At 71.0% G+C, this 22,579-nt stretch carries 24 protein-coding genes, 1 tRNA gene, 1 other RNA gene and 2 pseudogenes; 13 read left to right on the forward strand and 15 right to left on the reverse strand.

The window, feature by feature from the left end:
* The first annotated feature begins 38 nt into the window (after positions 1-38).
* The gene (locus tag FHX82_RS28750) at positions 39-452 is read left to right on the forward strand and encodes a carboxymuconolactone decarboxylase family protein (protein WP_229881397.1); all 414 of its coding nucleotides are present in this window, start codon (positions 39-41) and stop codon (positions 450-452) included.
* Entirely contained in the window at positions 449-1,228 is a 780-nt protein-coding gene (locus FHX82_RS28755; RefSeq protein ID WP_145932561.1) for an alpha/beta fold hydrolase, read from the forward strand. Before FHX82_RS28750 ends, FHX82_RS28755 begins: the two co-directional genes overlap by 4 nt.
* On the opposite strand, the gene FHX82_RS38110 is transcribed toward FHX82_RS28755, so the two are convergent.
* Positions 1,197-1,394, reverse strand: coding sequence for a winged helix-turn-helix transcriptional regulator (locus FHX82_RS38110; protein WP_506265862.1), 198 nt, complete (start codon positions 1,392-1,394; stop codon positions 1,197-1,199). The two genes, FHX82_RS28755 and FHX82_RS38110, sit on opposite strands and share 32 nt — an antisense overlap.
* Positions 1,381-1,646, reverse strand: a pseudogene (locus FHX82_RS37380) (TRM11 family SAM-dependent methyltransferase); the annotation flags it as partial. The gene FHX82_RS38110 and the pseudogene FHX82_RS37380, both read right to left, overlap by 14 nt.
* Here FHX82_RS37380 and FHX82_RS38115 point away from each other — a divergent pair.
* Positions 1,579-1,731, forward strand: a pseudogene (locus FHX82_RS38115) (hypothetical protein); the annotation flags it as partial. The pseudogenes FHX82_RS37380 and FHX82_RS38115 overlap by 68 nt on opposite strands.
* Before the next feature lie 685 nt (positions 1,732-2,416).
* On the opposite strand, the gene FHX82_RS28770 reads toward FHX82_RS38115, so the two are convergent.
* The 3 genes from FHX82_RS28770 to FHX82_RS28780 all read right to left on the reverse strand — a co-directional run bounded on the left by FHX82_RS28770 (position 2,417) and on the right by FHX82_RS28780 (position 3,868).
* Positions 2,417-2,489 (reverse strand) — tRNA-Ala (locus FHX82_RS28770).
* Between the two features lie 87 nt (positions 2,490-2,576).
* Positions 2,577-3,353, reverse strand: coding sequence for a DsbA family protein (locus FHX82_RS28775; RefSeq protein ID WP_145932560.1), 777 nt, complete (start codon positions 3,351-3,353; stop codon positions 2,577-2,579).
* A gap of 5 nt (positions 3,354-3,358) precedes the next feature.
* A complete protein-coding gene (locus tag FHX82_RS28780; RefSeq protein WP_145932559.1) occupies positions 3,359-3,868 on the reverse strand; it encodes a MauE/DoxX family redox-associated membrane protein in 510 nt (169 codons plus the stop codon).
* A 69-nt stretch (positions 3,869-3,937) separates the two neighbouring features.
* Between FHX82_RS28780 and FHX82_RS28785 the strand changes: the two genes are divergently transcribed.
* Positions 3,938-4,756, forward strand: coding sequence for a glutamate ABC transporter substrate-binding protein (locus tag FHX82_RS28785; RefSeq protein ID WP_145932558.1), 819 nt, complete (start codon positions 3,938-3,940; stop codon positions 4,754-4,756).
* Positions 4,753-7,113, forward strand: coding sequence for an ATP-dependent helicase HrpB (hrpB, locus tag FHX82_RS28790; protein WP_145932557.1), 2,361 nt, complete (start codon positions 4,753-4,755; stop codon positions 7,111-7,113). The genes FHX82_RS28785 and hrpB overlap by 4 nt, the downstream gene beginning before the upstream one ends.
* A 20-nt stretch (positions 7,114-7,133) precedes the next feature.
* Here the strand turns inward: hrpB and FHX82_RS28795 are convergent, their stop codons facing one another.
* Positions 7,134-7,847 carry a dienelactone hydrolase family protein gene (locus FHX82_RS28795; protein WP_145932556.1) on the reverse strand — a complete coding sequence of 238 codons (714 nt, stop codon included), beginning with the start codon at positions 7,845-7,847 and terminating at the stop codon, positions 7,134-7,136.
* A gap of 34 nt (positions 7,848-7,881) precedes the next feature.
* Between FHX82_RS28795 and FHX82_RS28800 the strand changes: the two genes are divergently transcribed.
* A complete protein-coding gene (locus FHX82_RS28800; protein ID WP_145932555.1) occupies positions 7,882-8,088 on the forward strand; it encodes a hypothetical protein in 207 nt (68 codons plus the stop codon).
* Entirely contained in the window at positions 8,089-8,658 is a 570-nt protein-coding gene (locus FHX82_RS28805) for a hypothetical protein (RefSeq protein ID WP_145932554.1), read from the forward strand. It begins immediately after the preceding gene.
* A gap of 191 nt (positions 8,659-8,849) precedes the next feature.
* On the opposite strand, the gene FHX82_RS28810 is transcribed toward FHX82_RS28805, so the two are convergent.
* From FHX82_RS28810 to hutH, 7 genes are all read right to left on the reverse strand, one after another.
* Positions 8,850-9,074, reverse strand: a complete 225-nt coding sequence (locus FHX82_RS28810; protein ID WP_145932553.1) for a hypothetical protein — start codon at positions 9,072-9,074, stop codon at positions 8,850-8,852.
* Positions 9,075-9,082: 8 nt separating this feature from the next.
* Entirely contained in the window at positions 9,083-10,207 is a 1,125-nt protein-coding gene (locus FHX82_RS28815) for an inorganic phosphate transporter (protein WP_145932552.1), read from the reverse strand.
* Positions 10,208-10,234: 27 nt separating this feature from the next.
* Complete coding sequence (gene hutI / locus FHX82_RS28820) at positions 10,235-11,401, reverse strand: imidazolonepropionase (RefSeq protein WP_145932551.1); 1,167 nt, start codon at positions 11,399-11,401, stop codon at positions 10,235-10,237.
* Complete coding sequence (locus FHX82_RS28825; protein ID WP_145932550.1) at positions 11,389-12,681, reverse strand: formimidoylglutamate deiminase; 1,293 nt, start codon at positions 12,679-12,681, stop codon at positions 11,389-11,391. Before FHX82_RS28825 ends, hutI begins: the two co-directional genes overlap by 13 nt.
* Positions 12,678-13,856, reverse strand: coding sequence for an allantoate amidohydrolase (locus tag FHX82_RS28830; protein WP_145932549.1), 1,179 nt, complete (start codon positions 13,854-13,856; stop codon positions 12,678-12,680). Before FHX82_RS28830 ends, FHX82_RS28825 begins: the two co-directional genes overlap by 4 nt.
* Positions 13,857-13,938: 82 nt before the next feature.
* Complete coding sequence (gene hutU / locus FHX82_RS28835; RefSeq protein WP_145932548.1) at positions 13,939-15,579, reverse strand: urocanate hydratase; 1,641 nt, start codon at positions 15,577-15,579, stop codon at positions 13,939-13,941.
* Positions 15,576-17,102: a histidine ammonia-lyase gene (gene hutH, locus FHX82_RS28840; RefSeq protein ID WP_145932547.1), complete on the reverse strand. Its 1,527-nt coding sequence runs from the start codon at positions 17,100-17,102 to the stop codon at positions 15,576-15,578. Before hutH ends, hutU begins: the two co-directional genes overlap by 4 nt.
* 72 nt (positions 17,103-17,174) lie before the next feature.
* Here hutH and FHX82_RS28845 point away from each other — a divergent pair, with 72 nt between their 5' ends.
* Positions 17,175-18,017, forward strand: a complete 843-nt coding sequence (locus tag FHX82_RS28845) for an IclR family transcriptional regulator (RefSeq protein WP_145932546.1) — start codon at positions 17,175-17,177, stop codon at positions 18,015-18,017.
* On the opposite strand, the gene FHX82_RS28850 is transcribed toward FHX82_RS28845, so the two are convergent.
* Positions 18,014-18,184 carry a hypothetical protein gene (locus tag FHX82_RS28850; RefSeq protein WP_183176906.1) on the reverse strand — a complete coding sequence of 57 codons (171 nt, stop codon included), beginning with the start codon at positions 18,182-18,184 and terminating at the stop codon, positions 18,014-18,016. The genes FHX82_RS28845 and FHX82_RS28850 overlap by 4 nt on opposite strands.
* Positions 18,185-18,427: 243 nt before the next feature.
* On the opposite strand from FHX82_RS28850, the gene FHX82_RS28855 reads away from it, so the two are divergent.
* Positions 18,428-18,997: a TetR/AcrR family transcriptional regulator gene (locus FHX82_RS28855; RefSeq protein WP_183176895.1), complete on the forward strand. Its 570-nt coding sequence runs from the start codon at positions 18,428-18,430 to the stop codon at positions 18,995-18,997.
* Positions 18,998-19,154: 157 nt separating this feature from the next.
* Here FHX82_RS28855 and ssrA read toward each other — a convergent pair.
* Positions 19,155-19,528: a transfer-messenger RNA gene (gene ssrA / locus FHX82_RS28860) on the reverse strand.
* Positions 19,529-19,682: 154 nt separating this feature from the next.
* Between ssrA and FHX82_RS28865 the strand changes: the two genes are divergently transcribed.
* The 4 genes from FHX82_RS28865 (at position 19,683) to FHX82_RS28880 (ending at position 22,508) form a co-directional block, all read left to right on the forward strand.
* Positions 19,683-20,354 (forward strand): sensor domain-containing protein, encoded by a 672-nt coding sequence (locus FHX82_RS28865; RefSeq protein WP_145932544.1) that lies wholly within the window; start codon positions 19,683-19,685, stop codon positions 20,352-20,354.
* 8 nt (positions 20,355-20,362) lie between these two features.
* Positions 20,363-21,487: a sensor histidine kinase gene (locus tag FHX82_RS28870; protein ID WP_373308674.1), complete on the forward strand. Its 1,125-nt coding sequence runs from the start codon at positions 20,363-20,365 to the stop codon at positions 21,485-21,487.
* Between the two features lie 53 nt (positions 21,488-21,540).
* Positions 21,541-22,185 carry a response regulator transcription factor gene (locus FHX82_RS28875; RefSeq protein ID WP_145932542.1) on the forward strand — a complete coding sequence of 215 codons (645 nt, stop codon included), beginning with the start codon at positions 21,541-21,543 and terminating at the stop codon, positions 22,183-22,185.
* Positions 22,186-22,295: 110 nt separating this feature from the next.
* Entirely contained in the window at positions 22,296-22,508 is a 213-nt protein-coding gene (locus FHX82_RS28880; RefSeq protein ID WP_145932541.1) for a DUF8847 domain-containing protein, read from the forward strand.
* Positions 22,509-22,579 lie beyond the last annotated feature (71 nt).

Genomic DNA, 22,579 nt, shown 5'->3' on the forward strand with positions numbered 1-22,579 from the left:
TCGACTGCGAAGGTAGGCTGCTTGGCCCATTCGCTTTGATGCTGCTCGCTCCCGCCGTCGGAGCAGCTGTCCAGCAAGTCGGTGCCGTCCTCCGCACCAGGACTGAGCTCTCACCCCGTTCACGGGAACTTGCGATACTCACCGTGGCGGCGCACCGTCGGTCGAGGTTCGAGTGGGAAGCCCATCAAGGCGCGGCCCTCGAGGCAGGGCTAGAGGTGGCGCAATTACAACAGATTCTGGACGGTGTGATTCCGGACGACCTGAGCGAGGAGGACCGCTGCGTCGTCAGCACCGCGAACGAACTGTTGACGCAAGGCTCACTCGGGGACGCTGACTACGAATCAGCCCTACGCATACTCGGCGAGAAACGGCTCGCCGAACTGATCTGGTTGGTCGGCTACTACAGCATGCTCGCGGTAGCTCTCGCTACGCTGCGGCCGGAATCGTCATGACGGCCTTCGTCGCTCGGGCCGGCACCGGGCTCCTTCGAGGAGACGATGTCGGCGAAGGAGACCCCCTCGTTTTCCTGCACGGCTTCTCACTTGACCGGCGCATGTGGGTTCACCAGACCAGCGCATTGTCGGAGTCCAGGCGAGTCGTGACATACGACCTGCGAGGATTCGGCGAGTCCTCGCCGCCGGAGCCGGTCCGACATCATGCAGACGACCTTATCGAACTGCTGGAGTACCAACAGTTCGATAGACCAGTCGATCTGGTGGGGCTATCGCTGGGAGCGAATGTCGCGCTGGCAGTCGCGGTCATGAGTCCGGAACGCGTACGCCGGCTTGTGCTGGCCTCACCCGGGCTCACCGGCCACAGATGGAGTGAAACTCGTCCCCCGGACGCCGCACTTGCGTATGCGCGCGTGCACAGCGTCGAAGAGACCAAGGAATATTGGCTCCGACATCCGATCTTCGCATCGTTGAATCAGCATCCGGACGCCAGTGACCGGGTTCGTCAGATGATTACTGACTACAGCGGCGAGCATTGGCGGGGCAGACACGTTACGGCCCCTCTGCCATCTGTGATGAGCAGACTCGCCGACACTGCCCTGCCGGTCCTGATCATCAATGGCGAATGGGACGTGCCAGGCTACCTGGACATTGGCAACGTTCTCGTAGAGTCGATTGCGGGCGCCGAGCGAGTAGTTCTCGCGCAGTGCGGTCACATGGCACCGCTGGAACAACCGGAAAAGTTCAATGAGCTTCTCCGGCGATTTCTTGCATAGCAGCGAGACGGGTCGAAGCGCTGCCGTGAGCCGACTGCCGGTCGTACCTCGCGCGGGCCGCCTGAAGATTCCCTCGATGCGTGGCTGCCCAGGCGGCGAGTACCTCCAATGGAACGAGCAACGTGCGACCGAACTCCGTCAGTTCGTACTCGACGCGCGGCGGCAACGTGGCGCAGACGGTACTCCACCCCGACCGCGCGCCGCCCGAGCCGGACGGCTTCCACCAGGATCGTGCCGACACCGCACATCGGATCGAGCACCAGCTCGCCGGGAGGCGTGTAGCGGACAACGGCTGGCGGACGACCTCCGGCAGCATCTTCGCCGGATGCGCGGTCGAGGTCGGCACGTAGTTGTTCTTACGCTGCGTTGCTGGCGAGGACTGCTCGCTGTTCTGTGGGCGCTGCAAGCGAGCGGGCATCACCCAGCGGCTCATCGTCCAGCACACCGTCAACTCCCGAGGCAGCGAATACACCTACTTCTTCTGCCGCAACAAGCAGAACGGCAGCTGCGAAGCCCCGCACATCAACGTCGCCCTCATCGAAGACGCGGTGGAGAACCACTACGCGACGATCCGCTTCAGTGCCCAGTTCGTCGCCACCGTCCGCGCCGAGGTCGCCCGCGCCATCGACGAGCAAGAAGCCTCCGAGCGACTGCTCCACAAACAACCCACCACCGAGTTGAAGTCGCTGGACACCCGCGAAGAGAACCTCATCGAACTGGCGGCCGATTCCACCATCGGACAGGAGAAGATCAGGACCAAGCTCCGCGAGATCGCCCGCCAACGACGACGCCTGACCGAACGGCTCACCACCACGACCGAGAACCTTTCCGACAGCGCCCGGCTCATCGAGGCCGCGCTCACCCTGCTGGAGAACCCCCAAGAGCTCTACCGCCGCTGCGACGAGCAGCAACGTCGGATGCTCAACCAGGCGATCTTCCATAGTCTCTACGTCGATGACGACCAGATCGCCGACCACGGTCTCCGGGAGCCCTTCGCCCAACTGCACGCCGTCCAGAGCGACTGGCAGAGCACCGACGTGACCCTGCCGGAGCCACGAACCGACACTCGGCCCCGACATGCCAACAGGGCCACCTCCCGAAAGGGAGGCAGCCCTGTTGCTACCGACGGTGTCCAGGTCCTACTAGGCAGCGTTGTTTCGGTGCCGTGTTCTGGTAAGACCCCTAAGGTGGAGCTAAGGGGACTCGAACCCCTGACCCCCTCACTGCCAGTGAGGTGCGCTACCAGCTGCGCCATAGCCCCGTGTTGTTGCTGAGAAGTACTCTACAAGAACCCTGCACGAACCTTGCACGGGGGGTCCACAACCACGGGACCCCCCGTGCGGCGAGGTCAGGACTGGCCCACCAGGTTGGTCAGCCAGTTCGCGTCGCTCCAGTTCAGTTGTGTCGTGCCGTGCAGGATGGTCGGCGTGCCCTGGAAGCTCGGGTCCGCCGAGATCTTCGTCAGCGCGTCGTTCAGCTGCTGGTTGTACGTTCCGTTGTTCACGCAGGTGGCGAACTCGGGGGCGGTGATCCCCAGGTCCTTGCCCAGCTGGATGAGCTGCGTGTTGTCGTACCCGCGCTGGCCCTCTTCCGGCTGCTTGGCGAACAGGCTGTCGTGGTAGGCGGTGAACTTGCCCTGGTCCGCGGCGCACAGCGAGGCGTTCTCCGACGCCAGCGAGTAGCCCGGCGGGTCCGAGCGGCTGTTGAGCAGCGGGATCATGTGGTACGTGACCTGCAGGTTCCCCGCCTCGATCTGCTGCTCGATCTGCTGTCCGTAGGCCTTCTGCAACTGCCCGCAGTACGGGCACAGGAAGTCGGCGTAGATGTCGATCTTCGCTTTGGCGTCGTCGCGGCCCGAGACCACCGTGGCGTCGTGGCGCTCGTTCGCCGAGTCCAGTGCGGCGTTCGTCGTCACCGGCGGGATCGCCTGGCCCGCCGTCTGGTTCTTCGACGAGTTCGTCCAGATCACGCCGCCGATGACGAGGGCGGCCAGAACCACCACGGCGACGACCACGACGATCGTCCTCCGGTTGCCGCCCGACGATCCGCGCGCCTGCGCCACCGCCCGTGCGCCCGCCGTCTGCGACTGGCGGCGTTTGCGTGCGGCCCGCTCCGCTCCACCCACTTCTTTCAAATCCTTTCTGCTTCTTGCGCCGGGACCGGCTGCTGCCCGGACCGCAGCCAGCCGTCGACCGCGAACTTCGTCCGGGAACGCGCGATCAGCCAGCCGGCGAGCACGAGGAAGCCCACGTCACGCGCTATTTCCTGGGGGTACTGCGTCTGCCCCGCCGCCACCTGGCCACCGCCACCGAAACAGCCGCAGTCGATGGTGAGCCCGCGGGCCCACGACTGCGACACCCCGGCGATGAACAGCACCAGCAGCACGGCGGAACCGACCGCCGCCGCCCTGGTGAGCAGGCCGGCGAGCAGCAGCACGCCGAGCGCCAGCTCGAACAGCGGCAGCGCGGTGGCCACGGGGTGCACGACGGCGTCGGGCAGCAGCTGGTACGCCTTGACCGCGAGGTACGTCTGACCGGGGTCGGCGAGCTTGATCGACCCCGACGTGAGCCACACCGCGGACAGGCCCAGCCGGACCACCGTCCCGACGGCGTCGAGTACGGGTTGGGAAGGCCGGAACACGCGCTTAGGCTATCGGCGAGTCCTGAGAAACTTGTGAGGTCACGCCGCACGCGCGGGAAGGAGCAGCAGGTGCCGCTCGTTCGGGTGATACTCGCGCTCCTCCTGCTCACCGGCCTCACGGCCTGTTCCTCCGCCGATCCGAACACCCTCCTCGGCAAGGCCGACGACGGGCACCTCACCATCGGCATCCGCTTCGACCAGCCAGGACTCGCCGAGCACACCCTCGACGGCCGGTTCACCGGCTTCGACGTGGACGTCGCCGAGTTCGTCGCCGAGCAGCTCGGCGTGCACCCCTCGGGCATCACCTGGCGCGAGACCACGTCCGCGACCCGGGAGACCGACCTCACGTCCGGCACGGTCGACCTGGTCGTCGCCACCTACTCCATCACCGACCAGCGCAAGCAGGTCATCGCGTTCGCCGGGCCGTACTTCGAGACGGGCCAGGACCTGCTCGTCCGCCGGTCCGACACCGCGATCACCGGGCCGGAGACGCTCAACGGCCGCCGCCTGTGCTCGGTCACCGGCTCCACGCCCGCGCAGGAGGTCAAGAAGCGGTTCGCGCAGGCCGTGCAGCTGGTCGAGTACCCGCGTTACCCGGACTGCGTGACCGCGCTACTCGCCGGACAGGTGGACGCCGTGACCACCGATGGGGTGATCCTCGCCGGTTACGTGACGCAGAACCCCGAGCTGCTCAAGGTCGTCGGCAGGCCGTTCTCCACCGAGCGCTACGGCATCGGCCTGCGCCAGGGCGACCCCCAGGGCCAGGCCGCGCTCGACGACGCGATCCGCAAGATGATCGACACCGGCCGCTGGGCGGAGTCGCTGCGCGTGAACATCGGCCCGTCCGGTTATCCGCTGCCCGCCCCGCCCGCCGTGACCGAACGATGAAGCTGCCCGACCTGCCCGTCCGCGAGGTGCTGGACGAGCTGCACGACGCGCTGACCGCGCACGGCACCGCCGTGCTCGTCGCCCCGCCCGGCACGGGCAAGACCACCGTGGTGCCGCTCTCGCTCGCCGAACGCACCGAAGGCCGGATCGTCGTCGCCGAACCCCGCCGACTCGCCGCGCGGGCGGCGGCGTCGAGGATGGCCGCACTGCTCGGCGAGCGGGTGGGCGAAACCGTCGGCTACAGCGTGCGCGGCGACCGCAAGGTTTCCCAGCGGACGCGCATCGAAGTGGTCACGTCGGGCCTGCTCGTGCGGCGTCTGCAAGGTGATCCGGAGCTGCCGGGGACGAGCACGGTGCTGCTCGACGAGTGCCACGAACGGCACCTCGACGCCGACCTGCTGCTGGCGCTGCTGCTCGACGTGCGCGGCGGGCTGCGGGACGACCTGCGCCTGCTCGCCACGTCCGCCACCGTCGCTTCGGGCCGGCTCGCGGAACTGCTCGGCGACGCGCCCGTGGTCACCGCCCACGCGCGGACGTTTCCCGTCGAGGTCAGTTACCAGCCACCGGCGCGCAACGAGCGCGTCGAGGCGACCGTCGCGAGAGCTGTCCGCACGGCGTTGTCCGAAGTAGACGGTGACGTACTCGCGTTCCTTCCTGGTGCGGGCGAAATCGCGCGGACCGCAGCGTTGCTCGGTGACCTGAACGTCCTGCCGCTGCACGGGCGCCTCTCCCCCGCGCGCCAGGACGCCGCGCTCAGTGCCGGGCCGGAGCGGCGCGTCGTGCTCGCCACAGCGGTCGCCGAATCGAGCCTCACCGTGCCCGGTGTGCGCGCGGTAGTCGACTCCGGGCTGGCCCGCGTGCCGCGCGTGGACCACCGCCGCGGGCTGCCGGGCCTGGCCACCGTCCGCGTGTCGGCCGCCGTCGCCGAACAACGTGCCGGACGCGCGGGCCGCGAGGCGCCGGGCCGGGTGTACCGCTGCTGGGCGCAGTACGAGCAGGCGAGCCTGCCCGCCTATCCCGAACCGGAGATCCGCACCGCGGACCTCGCGCGGCTCACCCTCGAACTCGCCTGCTGGTCCACATCGGACGGTGCCGGACTGTCGTGGTGGGACCCGCCGCCCGTGGGTCCGCTCGAAGCCGGGCAACAACTCCTGCACACGCTCGGCGCGCTGGAAGACGGCAAGGTGACCGAGCGAGGCCGGCGGATGGCCGCGCTCGGCCTGCACCCCCGCCTCGCGCGGGCCCTGCTCGACGGCGCGGAGCGGGTCGGCCCGCAGTCCGCGGCGGAAGTCGTGGCGCTGCTGGACAACGGCGGCACGCTCACGGACGTCGACGCGGAGCTGCGCCGGTTGCGCGACACGCGCGACGAACGCTGGCGCACGGAGGTCCGGCGCCTCTCCCGGCTCGTCCCCGGCGCACCCGAGGCGCCCGACCCCGCGCTGGTCGTTGCCCTGGCGCATCCCGAACGGCTGGCGCGCCGCCGCGAACCGGGCTCTCCGGTGTACCTGATGGCCGGCGGCACGGCAGCGGAACTGCCTCATGGCAGCGGTCTCGGCGACGTGGAATGGCTTGCCGTCGCCGAGGCCACCCGCGATCCCGGCCGCGCGCAGGGTCTCATCCGCCTCGCCGCCCGGGCCGACGCCGAGCTCGCCGTCACGGCCGCACCGAACCTCGTGTCCGAAGTGGACGAAGTACTCTGGGCCGGCGATGTGGTCGCACGCAGGGTCCGCAGGCTCGGCGCGATCGTGCTCAGCGAACGCCCGCTGCGGAACCCGGACCCCGAACTGGTCCGTCAAGCGCTCGCCGACGGACTGCGCAAGGAAGGGCTGAACCTCCTGCCGTGGCCGCCCGAAGCGGTGCGACTGCGTGCACGCCTCGCGTTCCTGCACCACGTCCACGGCGAGCCGTGGCCCAGCATGGCGGACGAGGACCTGCTCGCCACGGCGGAGAACTGGCTCGGCACCGCCCGCCGTCGCGCGGACCTCGCCCGCATCGACACCGTGCAGGCGCTACGAACCCTCCTGCCCTGGCCGGAAGCGGCCCGGCTCGACCAGCTCGCGCCCGACCGGCTCGAAGTCCCGACCGGCTCCCGGATCCGCGTCGACTACGCGGGCGGCGAGCCCGTGCTCGCCGTGAAGCTGCAGGAAACCTTCGGCTGGCTCGCCACCCCACGCGTGTCCGGCGTGCCGGTGGTGCTGCACCTGCTCTCCCCCGCCGGCCGCCCGGCGGCGGTCACGAGCGACCTGGAGTCGTTCTGGCGCAACGGATATCCGTCGGTGCGGGCCGAGCTGCGCGGCCGTTACCCCAAGCACTCCTGGCCGGAGAACCCGCTCACCGCGGCGCCGACCCGGCGCTGACCGGGTCCTCCTCGCAGCCGTCAGCGCGTCGTGGCCGCCGCGAACTCCAGCGCCTGGGGCCACGACACCGCGAACGCCTCGGCGTTGACCGGGTTCCCGTGCCGCCGCCGGTCGGTGTACCCGTGCTCGGCCTGTGGGTAGACGTGCACGATGCTGGCGGCCTCCGCGCGCGTCTGCAACGCGCTCTGCAGGCGTTGGAAGCTTTCGGCCGGCACCAGGTCGTCCTTGCCGGGGTAGCACATCATCACCGGCGCCTTGATGCGCGCGGTGTGCTCGACGGCGTCGGCGGTGTGGTTCGGCGCGGGCGTGCCGGGCACGGTGGGGTGGAAGGCGATGACGTTCGCGAGCCGCTCGTCCCGGCCGCCCAGGATCAGCGCGAACCGGCCGCCGAGGCACCAGCCGACGACGCCGGCCCTGGCGCAGCCCAGCTCGCCGAGCAGGTGGTCGAGCAGCCGGCGCTGCTCGTCGAGGCAGGTCTCGTCGTCGAGCTTCGTCATGCGCTCGTGCAGCTCCTCGAACGAGGTGTCGTCGCTGCTCACGCCGTGCCACGGGTCCCAGGTGAGCGCCGTGATGCCGCGGCGGGCGACCTCGTCGGCCCACTCCCGGATCTGCGCCCCGATTCCCGTGATCATCGGCAGCAGGAGCATGCCCTGCGCGGAGCCGCCCGCGGGCCGGGCGAGGTAGGCGCCGAGCCCGTCGACGGTGGTGGTGGAGGTCTCGATCTCTTTTGCCATGCAGACAACGGTAGTCAGATGAGATGATCGGGAGATGGACGACCGCACGCTCGCCGGGCAGCTCGGCAGCCTGCCGGAGGGCGTCGCCGCGCTCCCGCAGGCGCACCAGCAGGACCTAGCGGACGCGCTGCGGGAGGCCAGACGGCGTCAGGGGCGGGCGCTGGCGCAGGCGGGCAACGACGCGCTGCGGTTCATCCCGGCGCTGCTGCGGCCCGCCGTCCGCCGCGCCATGGGGCTGTAGATGTCGTCCGACGTGGAGATCCGCAAGCTCGCGCGCGTCCTCGGCGCGCCGCCGGAGCGGTTCGCGTACCTGCGGGACGTGCCGGTCGCCGACCTGCGCCTGCTGCGGGACCAGGTGACGAGCGCGTTGTTCGACGCCCACCTCGGCGCGCTGGAACGGATGGCGGGCGCCAGCAAGCTGCTGCCGAGCCCGCTGCTGGCGAAGCTGGCGGAGAAGGTGTTCGGGCCGCTGCTGTCCGCGCGGATCGCGGGGCTGGTCGACGTGAGCCGCGGGGTGGACATCGCGAAGCGGCTGTCGCCGGGGTTCCTCGCGGACGTGGCCGCGGAGCTGGATCCGCGCCGGGCGGCGGGGATCATCGCGGGAATGCCGGCGCCGGTGGTGGTGCGGGTGGCGCGTGAGCTGGCGCGGCGGCAGGACTGGATCACCATCGCGCGCTTCGTGGACACCCTCCCGGAGGCGACGATCGTCGCGAGCCTGGAGGTCATCCCCGAGGGCGCGCTGCCCCGGGTCGCCGAAATGCTCGACGACCCGGCGCGCGTGCACTACATCGAGGACCTGAAGGCCCGCTAAGGGTGTTTCCGAAGCGGCGGAGCCGCTTGCTGTGGGCCGTCAACCGGCACCGCCGCGGGTTCTGAGGCGGTTCCTGGCGAGGACAGCTCCGAAGTGGTGACCTGGCGGTCATGATGAGGAGATCCCGGAGTCAGGGACCGCCTCAGGTTCCGCTACCCGCACCGCCACGCAAGCCACTTTCCACAACATCTCTAAGCGGCGACGATGAGGTAGATGCCGTATCCGACGACGGCGACGCAGATCGCGAAGCACACCACCGCCGTGGTCAGCCCGCTGCCGCCACTCGTTCCACCTTCCCGGGCCGTCGTGCGGGCCGCGAGGCCGCGCACGCCGACGGCGAACAGGCTGGTGAGCACGGCGACCGCGACCAGCGCGATCAGGAACACGCTGCCGAGGGCAGCCCAGTCGATCTTCATGACGCTCCTCAGGCGGCGGCCGGAGCCGGCTCGGGGGCAGGGCCGTTGACGTTGCTCGCGGTCACCGGGTTGCGCCGCGACCACAGGTAGATGACGACCGCCACGACGACCCCGGCCACGCCGACCAGCACGGTGCCGATGCTGCCGCTGCCGGCGACCTCGGCCGCGATCGCACCAACGATGGCGGCCGCGGGCAGCGTGAACAGCCACGCCAGCGCCATCCGGCCCGCGACGCCCCACCGGACCTCGGCGAGCTTCCGGCCGACGCCCGAGCCGATGATCCCGCCCGAGCACACGTGCGTGGTGGACAGCGCGAACCCGAGGTGCGAGGACGCGAGGATCGTCACCGCGGCACTGGTCTCGGCCGCGAAGCCCTGGGGTGTCTGGATTTCGGTGATCTTCTTGCCCATCGTCTGGATGATGCGCCAGCCACCCAGGTAGGTGCCGAGCGCGATCGCGGTGCCGGAGCACAGGATGACCCAGATCGGCGGGGACGACCCGGCCGAGAGCGAGCCGGACGCGATGAGCGTCAGCGTGATCACGCCCATCGTCTTCTGCGCGTCGTTGGTGCCGTGCGCGAGCGAGACCAGCGACGCCGACAGCGCCTGCGCGGTCTTGAACGTCTTGCCCACCACGTCCTGGCGCGCCGACGCGGTGATCCGGTAGACGAGGAACGTACCGACGACCGCGACGACACCGGCGACCAGCGGTGACGCGACGGCGGGGATCAGAATCTTCTCGACCACCGCGGTGAAGTGCACCGCGTCGGCTCCCGACGCGATCCACGTCGCGCCGATCAGGCCGCCGAACAGCGCGTGGGACGAGCTCGACGGCAAACCGAACAGCCAGGTCAGCAGGTTCCAGATGATCGCGCCGACGAGTCCGGCGAACACGACCGTCGGGGTCACCTTCGTGTCGTCGACGATGCCGCCGGAGATGGTCTTGGCCACTTCGATGGACAGGAAGGCGCCCACGAGGTTGAGCACCGCGGAGATGCCGACCGCGACCTTGGGTTTGAGGGCGCCGGTGGCGATGGACGTCGCCATCGCGTTGGCGGTGTCGTGGAAGCCGTTGGTGAAGTCGAAGGCGAGTGCCGCGACGACCACCACGATGACGATGAGTGAGGGGTCCACGTTCCTTGAGGTTACCGACCGAGTGAATCACGAATCCCGTTCGGAGCTGAACATCGGATGAACGCCACACCTCCAAACCGCCCACGTCAGCGGGACTCCTGGGCGATATGCGAGGTTTGTGACCGACGGTGCGTCCAGTACGTGCACGTCTGCCCGGGCGCCCGGCCGGAGGTGACCGACGTCATCCCGTCGTAACGCTCTGGCACCACCCGCCGTCGCCGCCCAGACGGCCTCCTCGACGCTCATCCCCATTTGGAGTACTGCCGTCGCCACGCAGAAGGCCATGGAGGTGGTGTACGAGCTGCCCGGGTTGGCGTTGGTCGCGAGCGCGACGACGGCTCCCGCGTCGAGGAGCCGGCGAGCCGGGGCGAGGGGCTGGCGGGTGGACAGGTCGCAGGCGGGGAGCAGGGTCGCGACGGTGCCGGAGCTCGCGAGCGCGTCCACGTCCGCGTCGGTGAGGTACGTGCAGTGATCGACGCTCGCCGCGCCGTTCCGGACGGCGAGCTGCACGCCCGGCCCCGGGCCGAGCTGGTTGCCGTGCACGCGGAGCCCGAGGCCCTTGTCGCGTGCCGCGCGCAGGACGCGCTCGGACTGGGCCTCGTCGAAGGCACCTTCCTCGCAGAAGACGTCCACCCAGCGCACGGAGTCCCTGACCGCGTCGAGCATCTCGCCGCAGACGAGGTCCACATAGGACTTCCGTTCGGCACCCGGCGGGACCAGGTGCGCGCCCAGGAACGTGACCTCGTCGACGACCTCCGCCGCGATCCGGGCCGACCGTTGTTCGTCCACAACGGACAGTCCGTAGCCGGTCTTGGTCTCCAGGCACGTCGTGCCCTGCCGTGCGGCCTCCTCGACGTGCCGTCGCAGGTTGGCGGCCAGCTCCTCGTCCGACGCGGCCCGCGTGGCCTCGACCGTGACCGCGATTCCTCCGGCGGTGTAAGGCTTTCCGGCCATCCGGGCGGCGAACTCGGCCGTGCGGTCTCCGGCGAAGACGAGGTGCGTGTGGCTGTCCACCCAGCCGGGCAACGCCGCCCGCCCACCGACGTCGACCCGTTCGTCGGCGACAGGAGCACGTCGCGAGTACCCCACCCACGCGACCTGCGTGCCGTCGAGCACCAGCGCCGCATCGCGCAGCGTGCCCAACTCGGGATCGTTGGTGGTCAGCTCGCCGATGCCGTCGATCAGGATCGCCACAGCGCCTCGATTTCTCCCGCCAGTACGGCTTCCGGCCGTTCCACCAGCTGGTGCACCCGGTCGCGGACGACCTCCCGCCCGGCGACGAGCACGTCCGTCACGTCCGCCGCGCTCGCACACAGCAACACGGCCTCGGGTTCGGCACCGGCCGTGCGCACCGAGTTCAGGTCGACTGCCACCAGATCCGCGGGCGCGCCGGGGAACAGGCCCACTTCGCCCCAGCCGAGCGCGTCGTGGTCGGTCGCGGCGGCCAGCAGTTCCGCGCCGGTGAAGCGGCCCCGCGACCGCGCGGCCAGCCGGTCGTTCATCTCCAGTGCTCGCGCCTCCTCGAACGCGTCGACCACCGCCTGGCTGTCGCTGCCGAGGCACAGGCCCACCCCGGCGTCGGCCAGCTGCCGCGCCGGGCCGAGGCCGTCGCCGAGGTCGCGTTCCGTCGTCGGGCAGAAGCACACGCGGGTGCCGGTGCGGGCGAGCGTGCGGATGTCGGCGTCGTCCAGGTGTGTCCCGTGCACGGCGACCGTCCGCGGGCCCAGCACCCCGGTGTCGGCCAGCACCTGCACGGGGCCGCGGCCGTAGTGCGCCACGCAGTCCTGGTTCTCCGCCCGCTGCTCGGACACGTGGACGTGCAGTGGTCCGGACCTTTCCGCCACCGTTGGCAGCTGGTCGGCGGGCACGGCACGCACCGAGTGCACCGCCGCGCCGACGTGCACGAGCCCCTCCGGCCGGAAGCCGTCGACCCGGTTCGCCCACGCCTCGGCGTCGACGTCGCCGAAGCGTTTCTGCCGGTCGTCGAGGGGACGGCCGAAACCGCCGGTGAGGTAGCAGGTGTCGAGCAGCGTCAGGCGGATCCCGGCGTCCGCCGCGGCGCGGGCGAGCGCGTGCCCCATCTCGTTGGGATCGTCGTACGGGCGGCCGGCGGGGCCGTGGTGCAGGTAGTGGAACTCGCCGACGCTCGTGTAGCCGGAAAGCGCCATCTCGGCGTAGACGCCACGCGCGAGGCGGTAGTAGGAGTCGGGGTCGAGCCGGTCGGCGAGGTCGTACATCCGCTCGCGCCAGGTCCAAAACGTTCCGCGCTCGCCCTGCGTCCGCCCGCGCATCGCCCGGTGGAAGGCGTGCGAGTGCCCGTTGGCGAAACCGGGCAGCACGAGTCCACTGAGGACTGTTCCGGTGCGTGGCCGGCCCGGCACCACCTGCGTGAAGGTTCCGTCGACGACCTCCAGCCGGACGGCGTCCACGACCCCGTCCGGCAGCCAGGCCCGCTCGGCCCAGTACGTCGTCATGTCGACAGGTGCCTGAGGACGTCGGCGAGGGCGCGCGCTCCGCGTTCGACGTCGTCGTCCTCCGCGAACTCCTCCGGCGCGTGGCTCACACCGGTCGGGTTGCGGACGTAGAGCATCCCGGCGGGCACGTGCGCGGCGAGGATCGCCGCGTCGTGACCCGCGCCGGTCGGCAGCTCGGGCGCGCCGCCGAGCAGGTCGCGCAACTGCTCGCGGAGGCCGGTGTCGAAGGTCGCCGTGCGGCTGTAGGACTCCTCGGAGATCTTCACCTCGCACCCCTCCTCCGCCGCGGCCCGGCTCGCGGCCTCGGCGATCTCGTCGACGAGCGGGCGCACCCGGTCGTCGCTGGGCACCCGGGCGTCGAGCCAGAGGTCCACAGTGGACGCGATGACGTTGGTGCCGCCGGGTTTCGGGACCAGCCTGCCCACGGTTGCGCGGGCCCCCTCGACCTTCGACGCGAGCCGCCGCGCGGCCGCCACGACAGCCGCGGCGGGCAGCATCGGGTCGTGGCGGTCGGTGATCCGCGTGGCTCCGGCGTGGTTTCCCTGCCCGGTGAACGTGAACCGCCAGCGGCCGTGCGCGATCACGGTGCTGCCGACGGCGAGGGGCGAGCCCAAGTCGACGAGCCCCCGCCCCTGCTCGACGTGCAGTTCGAGGAACGTGCCGATCCGCCCGAGCGCCTCGTCGTCCCGTCCGGGTTCCAGGCCCGCCTGCGCGGTGACCTCGGCGAAGGTCACGCCGTCGGGGTCGCGCAGGGCGAGCGCTCTCGCCGGGTCGATGGCGCCGGTGAGCAGCTGCGAACCGAGGCAGGGCACGCCGAACCGCCCGCCCTCCTCCTCGGCGAACGCGATCACCGCGACCGGGCGGTTCGGCTTTTCGAGCGCTGTCACGGCATCGAGCGCGCTGACCACCCCGAGCGGCCCGTCGAACGCGCCCCCGCCGGGCACGGAGTCGAGGTGGCTACCGGTGACGAACGCGTTCGGCCCCGGTTCGCCGAGCCAGGCCCAGAGGTTGCCGTTGCGGTCGGTCTCGACGTCGAGGCCGCGTCGCCGGGCCTGCTCGGTGAACCACTCCCGCAACTCCCGCTCGGCCGGGTCGAAGAGGTGCCGCGAGTAGCCACCACGCACCCGGTCCCGCCCGACGTCCGCGATCTCACCCAGCAAGCTGACGGCGCTCATCCGACCTCCCTGGCCTCGGTCCCCACGACCACACTCCTGCACACGACCACCACCCACAAGGCCCGCACACCGCCGCGAGCCATCACTCCCCCATCGGCACCCGCAACCCGCGCTCCCGCGCCACCGCACCGGCCCGCTCGTACCCCGCGTCGACGTGCCGCAACACGCCCATCGCCGGGTCGTTCGTCAGCACTCGCTCGATCTTCCGGCCCGCGAGCGCCGTGCCGTCGGCGACGCACACCTGCCCGGCGTGGATCGACCGCCCCATCCCGACCCCGCCGCCGTGGTGGATCGACACCCAGCTCGCCCCGGAAGCCGTGTTCACGAGCGCGTTCAGCAGCGGCCAGTCGGCGATCGCGTCGGACCCGTCGGCCATCGCCTCCGTCTCGCGGTACGGCGACGCCACGCTGCCCGCGTCGAGGTGGTCCCGCCCGATGACCACCGGCGCCGACAGCTCCCCGCTCGCCACCATCTCGTTGAACCGCAACCCCGCGAGGTGCCGTTCCCCGTAGCCGAGCCAGCAGATCCGCGCCGGCAGACCCTGGAACGCCACCCGCTCCCCGGCGAGCCGGATCCACCGCGCGAGCGACTCGTTCTCCGGGAACAGCTCCAGGATCGCGCGATCGGTCGCAGCGATGTCGGCCGGATCACCGGACAGCGCCGCCCACCGGAACGGCCCCTTGCCCTCGCAGAACAACGGCCGGATGTACGCGGGCACGAACCCCGGGAAGTCGAACGCCCGCTCGCAGCCGCCCAGTTTCGCCTCGCCCCGCAACGAGTTGCCGTAGTCGAACACCTCCGCGCCCGCGTCGAGGAAGCCCAGCATCGCGTCCACGTGCTCGGCCATCGACTCGCGCGAACGGTCGGTGAACTCGTCGGGTTTGCGCGCCGCGTAGTCGTGCCAGTCCGCGATGTCCACGCCGACCGGCAGGTACGCGAGCGGGTCGTGTGCCGACGTCTGGTCCGTCACGATGTCGACCTCGACGCCTCTGCGCAACAGCTCGGGCAGGACCTCGGCGGCGTTGCCGATGACGCCGACAGAAAGGGCTTTCCCTTCCTTCTTCGCCTCCGCCACCCGGCGCACCGCATCGTCCACATCGGACGCCAGCTCGTCCAGGTACCGCGTCTCCAGCCGCCGCTTCGCGCGATCCGGGTCGCACTCCACGACCAGCGCGACCCCGTCGTTCATCGTCACCGCCAGCGGCTGCGCGCCGCCCATCCCGCCGAGCCCGGCTGTCACGGTGAGCGTCCCCCGCAGCGATCCGCCGAACCGCTTCGCCGCCACTGCCGCGAAAGTTTCGTACGTGCCCTGCAGAATGCCCTGTGTGCCGATGTAGATCCACGAACCCGCGGTCATCTGCCCGTACATCGTCAGGCCGAGCCGCTCCAGCCGCCGGAACTCCGGCCACGTGGCCCAGTCGCCGACGAGGTTCGAGTTCGCGAGCAGCACCCGCGGCGCCCACTCGTGCGTCCGCAGCACCCCGACCGGCTTGCCGGACTGGACGAGCAGCGTCTCGTCTTCGTCCAAAGTGGTCAAACACCGGGTGATCGCCTCGAAGCTCGCCTGGTTCCGCGCGGCCTTGCCGGTGCCGCCGTACACGACGAGGTCCTCGGGCCGCTCGGCCACGTCGGGGTCGAGGTTGTTGTGGAACATCCGCAGCGCGGCCTCGGTCTGCCAGTTCTTCGCGGTCAGCGTGGACCCGCGGGCAGCTCGCACGATCATGCTTCCTCCAGTGCCTCGAGAACGACCCCTGTCCTGACGAGCTCTTCGACCGCGGCGATTTCCGGCGCCAGATGGCGGTCCGGCCCCGGCCCGCCGACCCTTTCCCGCACGAGGTCGCGCACCGCGGCGGTCACCGGCGCGGGCCGCAGCGGCGCGCGGAGATCCAGTGCCCGTGCCGCGGTCAGCAGCTCGACGGCCAGCACCGTGGTCAGCCCGTCGACGGCGCGGCGCAGCTTCCGCGCGGCCGACCACCCCATCGACACGTGGTCCTCCTGCATGGCGCTGCTGGGAATCGAGTCCACCGACGACGGCACCGCGAGCCGTTTCAGCTCGCTGACCACGGCGGCCTGCGTGTACTGGGCGATCATGTAGCCGGAGTCGACGCCCGGATCGTGCGCGAGGAACGCGGGCAGCCCCTGCGAGCGCGTGATGTCGAGCATCCGGTCGGTGCGACGCTCGGCGATGCTCGCGACGTCGGCGACCGGGATCGCAAGGAAGTCGAGCACGTACGCGAGCGGGGCGCCGTGGAAGTTGCCGTTCGACTCGACCCGGCCATCGGCGAGCACCACCGGGTTGTCGATCGCGGCCGCGAGCTCCCGGTCCGCGACCAGCTCGGCGTGGCTCACGGTGTCGCGCGCCGCGCCGTGCACCTGCGGGGCGCAGCGCAGGGAGTAGGCGTCCTGCACCCGCGTGCAGTCCGGCCCGCGGTGGCTCGCCACGATGCCAGAACCCTGGAGCGCGGCGAACATCCGGCGCGCGGACAGTGCCTGCCCGGGGTGCGGCCGCAGGGCCTGGAGGTCCGGCGCGAACGCGCGGTCGGTGCCCAGCAGGGCTTCCACGCTCATCGCACCGGTGAGGTCGGCGGTGTCGAGCAGCCGGTGCAGGTCGGCGATCGCGAGCACCAGCATGCCGAGCATGCCGTCGGTGCCGTTGGTGAGGGCGAGACCCTCCTTTTCGGCCAGTGTCACCGGTGCGAGTCCGTTGACCCGCAATGCTTCCGCAGCAGGCAGACGATGACCGTCGCGATCGGACACTTCGCCCTCGCCCATCAGCGCGAGCGCGACGGCGGCCAGTGGTGCGAGGTCTCCGGAGCAACCGAGTGAGCCGTACTCGTGCACCACCGGGACCAGTCCCGCGTCGAGCAGCCCCGCCAGCGCGGCCGCGGTCTCGGGCCGCACGCCCGTGTAGCCGGTCGCGAGCGTCCGCAGCCGCAACAGCATCATGGCCCGCACCACCTCGGGTTCCACGGCGGGCCCGGCGCCCGCGGCGTGCGAGCGGATCAACGAGCGTTGCAGCGCGGTGCGGCGATCCGGCGGAATGTGCCGGATGGCGAGCGCGCCGAACCCCGTCGACACGCCGTACACCGGGTCCGCCGCCTCCGCGAGCGAGTCGATGTGCTGCCGGGTCGCGGCGAGGTTCTTCAGCACGGTCTCGCCCAGTTCGACCCGCGCACCCCCGCGCGCGACCGCCACCACCTGTTCCCGGCTCAACGTGCCCGAGTCCACCCGCACCGTGCTTTCCATCCGCCCATTGCACCCGCCGCGGCGGTGGGAAGCACCTCGCGACGGACCGGTTGTGTCTGGTATGCCAGACAGATGGGCGTGAGCAGCGATGTGCCCGCGCTGCGGCGTGGGCTGGCGGTGCTGGGTGCGCTGGCGCGGCGGCCGGGCCCGGCGTCCGCCGCGACGATCGCGCGCGAGCTGGGCCTGCCGCGGTCGACGACGTACCACCTGCTCAGTGAGCTGGAGGCCGCCGGGTTCGTCGTGCACCTGCCCGCGGAGCGCCGCTACGGCCTCGGCATCGCGGCGTTCGAGCTGGGTTCGGCGTACCTGCGGCACGACCCGCTGGAGCGGCTCGCGGGCCCGCTGCTGCGCAGGCTCGTCGACCGCCTCGGGCATCCGGCGCAGCTCGGCGTGCTGCACGGGCACGAGCTGCTGTACCTGCTGAAGGAGCGTCCGGCGCAGCCGGAGACGCTGGTGACCGACGTGGGGGTGCGGCTGCCCGCGCACCTGCCGGCGTCCGGGCGGGCGATGCTGGCGTACCTGCCGCCCGCGCACGTGCGGGCGCTGTTCCCGGGCGCGTTCGTCGACCGGACCGGGCGCGGCCCGCGGACTCTGGCCGAGCTGCGCAAGCTGCTCGCGGCGGAGCGGCGGCGGGGCTGGGCGGTGGAGGACGGGTTCGTGACCGCCGGGTTCGCGTCGGTGGCGCACCCGGTGTTCGACCACGGCGGCCGCCCGATGGCGGCGATCAGCGTGACACTACGGCACCACTGCCCCGACGAGGGCGTGGTGTGCGGGGAGGACTGGCCGGAGATCGCCACCCAGGTGGGTCTCGCGGCCGACGAGCTGACGACCCGGATCGGCGGTCGCCGGGTTCGGGTGGCGGAGCCGGTTGACGGCCCACGGCAAGCGGCTCCGCCGCTCAGTAACCCGATCTAGACGAGGTTCTTGCCCTGCTCCGGCTGGAGGCCGAGCATCTCGAGCAGTTCCGCGCACTCGATCGCGTCGGTCGAGTGCCCCGCCACCGTGCGGGCCGCCTTGCTCTCCTGGACGTCACGGTGGACCTTCTCCTCGGCGCGGACCCCTGCCAGCCAGCCCCGTTCCATGGTGTCCTGGGAGCTTCTTGCATGGCTTACCCGGGCCATCTGGCACCTTCTTCCGACTTCGCGACGCGGTGGCGAATTCACCACACGCACACACAGCATCGCAGGACTTCGCGGAGGCGTCCAGCTGCACTTCGCTCTGTCACAAGAAGGCAACACGGCGGAAAAAACGCGAGCCACGCGCATTGTGGACACGGATCGCGAATCCGATCGGATAGCGGTTCCGCATAACGTAGGATGCCCGCCGTGACATCACGGGGAGAAATGCCACGCCGCGCCGATGCGGCACGCAACCGCGAACACGTGCTCGGAACAGCGAGGGCACAACTCGCGGCGGGGGACGACTCGCTGCAGCTCAACACCATCGCGCGACTGGCCGGAGTCGGGGTCGGCACGGTGTACCGCCATTTTCCGACCCGTCAGTCACTGCTGGAGGCATTGGCCGCGGAACCGCTGGAAGACCTGGTCGAACGCGCGCACGCCGCAGCCTCGCACGGTGATTTCCTGACCGCGCTGCACGACCTCTTACGCTATGCGCTCACTCGAATACTGAGGGAACCGTCGCTGGGCCCGGTGCTCGAAAGTTCAACGAACGACGATCCGGCAGTGGAAAACCTGCGGAACGATTTCGACAAATCGCTGGCCACCCTGCTACGCGGCGCCAAACGCGAAAACCTGGTCCGCAAGGACGTCCGCCCTGCCGACGTCCGCCTCCTCCTGTGCGGCGTCGCCCACGCCCTGCACACAGCCCCACACACCCCAAAACAAACCCGCACCTACCTGCAAATCCTACAATCAGGCCTAACCCCAGCCTGAACAAACCAACCACCACACAACCGGTACCCCACCACCGAACGCAACCACGGCAGGGGGGTCCGGGGGGTTCCCCCCGGCCGGGGTGTGGGGGCTGGGCCCCCACAGGACGCCCGAGAACAAGAACGGCGAGCGCTCTGCGCGAGCACTCGCCGCCCACTTGTGGAGGTGCCGGGAATTGAACCCGGGTCCTCTGGCGCCTCACCAAGGCTTCTCCGTGCGCAGTCCGCTATGCCTCTACTCGGCCCCATCGGTCACGCGAACAAGCCGATGTGACGGGCCCAGCCGCTGTTTGCTTCCCTTCCGGATCCCGCGGCCGGATCCGGAAGGTGAGCCTCCTAGCTGATGCCGGCGAACCGGGACGGAGGCACTCCCGGGCCGACAGACACGCACTCGCTCAGGCGGCGAGGGCGTAGTCGCGCTGACTATTAGTCTTGGCGCTTATTTGGTTACGGCGACGCTTAACGGTGGTCTCTCGCCTGCACCGGCACGCTTCCCTTGAATCAACGTCCAGAGTCGAAACCGTTCACCCCCTTGTCGGTGTTCCACCCAGTCTAACGCCTCCGGCAACTCGGATTGTTCCCCTGGGGTAGGGCGGCCCCCACCTCGGGAACGGCCGGGTTCCCCATGGTCGGGACCACCTGCGGCGGCACATGCTGGTACCCGTCGGAACGCGGGAAGGAACACCATGACGGTCCACGACGGGCGCCGGCCCCATCCCTCGGTCGGGGGAGCCCTGCTCTACCTGCTGCTGAACCTGCCACTGGGCATCGCGGGCTTCACCGCCGTGGTCACGCTCGCCGCGGTCGGGCTGGGCACCGTCGTCGTGTGGGCGGGCCTGCCGGTGCTGGCCCTGCTGGTCCTGGGCGCCCGCGCCGCGGGGAGGTTCGAGCGCGCCCGGGTGCACGCGCTGCTCGGCGCCTACGTCGTCACCCCGTACCGCCCACTGCCGTCGGCGAACTGGCGGCTGCGGTGGCGGGCCCGCGTGCTGGACGGCGCGACCTGGCGGGACATGGGTTACTTCGTGCTGTTGCTGCCGATCGGGCTGGCCGAGTTCGTCATCGTCGTCACGTCCTGGTCCGTCGGGCTCGGCCTGGCCGGCCTGCCGGTGTACTACCGCTGGCTGCCCGGCCACGTGTTCGTCGTGGTCGACGACCACCCGTGGGTCGTGGTCGACTCCGTGGTGAAGGCCCTGCCGTGGGCCGCGGCCGGGCTCGTGGTGCTCGCGCTGGCGGTCGTGCTCACCAGGGCGCTGGGCGCGGGGCACGCGCGCTTCGCCCGGCTGGTGCTCGGCCCGGGGCCGAGGGCGCGGCGGCTGGCCGAGGAAAGCGACGAACAGCCCGTCGGCGCGGTGGCATGATGACCGGTATGGATCGGGTGCCGCTGGAGCAGCCGCGACCCCGGGCCGTCCGCACCATCGTCTACCAGGTCACGGCGGCCGCGCTGCACCTCGCGGAGTTCGTGCTGATCGTCACGGCGCTGCTGGTCGGGCTCGGCACGGTGGTCATCTGGGTGGGTATCCCCATCCTCATGGCCACCACCAGCCTCGTGCGGGGAGCGGGGAACCTGGAGCGCCGGTACGTGCGCCGGATGCTCGACACTCCGCTGCCCCCGGCCGAGCGCGCGCCCGTCGACGGCGGGGTCCTGCGCCGCTGGCGGTACCGGCTGGTCGACCCGACCACCTGGCGCGACCTCGGCTACCTGCTGGTCTCGCTCCCGCTGAGCGTCGTCGAGTTCGCGATCGGCCTGGCGTCGGTGATCCTGCTGCCGATGGCGATCTGGGTCGCGCCGTGGGTCGGCTGGGCGCGGGGTTCGCTCGCGCTCGCCCTGCTGGGGCCGAACCGCGCGAAGCGGCTCGAAGTGAAGGCGCAGCACCTGCAGGCGTCGCGGGCGCGCGGCGTCGACGCGGCCGAAGCGGAGCGGCGGCGCATCGAGCGCGACCTGCACGACGGCGCGCAGCAGCGGCTGGTGTCCGTCGCGATGAGCCTGGGCCGGGCACGCACGAAGTTCGACCGGGACCCGGACGCGGTGCGGGAGCTGATCGCCGAGGCCCACACCGACGCCAAGCTCGCCGTGTCCGAGCTGCGCGACCTGGCCCGCGGGATCTACCCGGCGGTGCTGGGCGACCGCGGTCTCGACGCGGCGTTGTCCGCGCAGGCGGCGAAATCCCCGGTCAAGGTGGACGTGCGGGTCGACGTCGACCCGCGCCCGCCCGCCGCGGTCGAGTCCACCGCGTATTTCATCGTCGGCGAGACGCTGACGAACGTCGCGAAGCACTCCGGCGCCACCGAGGCCGCGGTCAAGGTGTGGCGGGCGGACGAGAAGGTGATCGTCGAGATCACCGACAACGGGCACGGCGGCGCGGAGCTGCGGCCGGGCGGCGGACTGGCCGGGCTCGCCGACCGAGCCGCGACGATCGACGGCGTGCTCACCGTGGTGAGCCCCGCCGGCGGCCCGACCGTGGTCAGGGCCGACCTGCCCTGTGCGTGGTGAACCCCTTGTGAGTGAATAGCCCCCGGAAGGTTTCCGGACTGCTGGGGGTTCGCATGCGGGTGGTGCTCGCCGAGGACGCCGTCCTCCTGCGCGCGGGGGTGCAGCGCCTGCTCGCCGACGAGGACATCGAGACGGCCGCGGCCGTGGACAACGGCGACGACCTGGTGAAGGCGGTCACCGAGCACAAGCCCGACCTGGCGATCGTGGACGTGCGGATGCCGCCGACGTTCACCGACGAGGGCCTGCGGGCCGCGCTCGCCGCGCGGCAAGCCGTGCCCGGGCTGCCCGTGCTGGTGCTGTCGCAGTACGTCGAGGAGAGCTACGCCGTCGAGCTGCTCTCCGGTGGCGCCGGCGGGGTCGGCTACCTGCTCAAGGAGCGGGTCGCGGACGTCGCCGAGTTCCTCGACGCGGTGCGGCGCGTGGCGCGTGGCGGCACCGCGATCGACCCGGAGGTCATCGCCCAGCTGATGGCTCGCGGCCGCCGGAACCCGCTCGACGCGCTGACCCCGCGCGAGTCGGAGGTGCTGGGCCTGATGGCGCAGGGCCTGTCGAACACCGCGATCGGCGGCAAGCTCGTGGTCTCGCAGGGCGCCGTCGAGAAGCACATCGGCAACATCTTCGCGAAGCTCGGCCTGGAGGCCAGCGCCGAGGAACACCGGCGCGTTCGCGCGGTGCTCACCTACCTCGGTCGCGTCTGAAACGGCTACTCCGGGTGTGCCGAACTCACCCGATCCGACGGCGGCGAACCCCCTTCCGCTCCCCTACCATGGGCGGACGTCGCCCGAAAACGACCAGAGGAAGGGGCACGATGACCGAGGTGAGCGTGCGCTTCTTCGGCGGTCCCCTGGACGGCCGGGTCCAGACGCTCGGTGACGCCGAGCCCGTGTCGGGCACCCTGATGCGGCACGTGCACCTGCACGACGGGCCCAAGATCGAGACCCACTACCGCCTCGGCTACACGCCGGAGTCCGGCTGGGAGTACCGGCTGTGCGGCCTGGCCACCGAGGTCGACGAGACGTAGGGGCGGCCCTACCCCCGCCGCTGGCCCGCGCCCGACCCGAAGACGGCGGCTGACCTGGCTGTTCCCGTGCG

Origin of the sequence: Amycolatopsis bartoniae (genome assembly GCF_014191255.1) — a bacterium.
Taxonomy (GTDB): Bacteria; Actinomycetota; Actinomycetes; order Mycobacteriales; family Pseudonocardiaceae; genus Amycolatopsis_E; species Amycolatopsis_E bartoniae.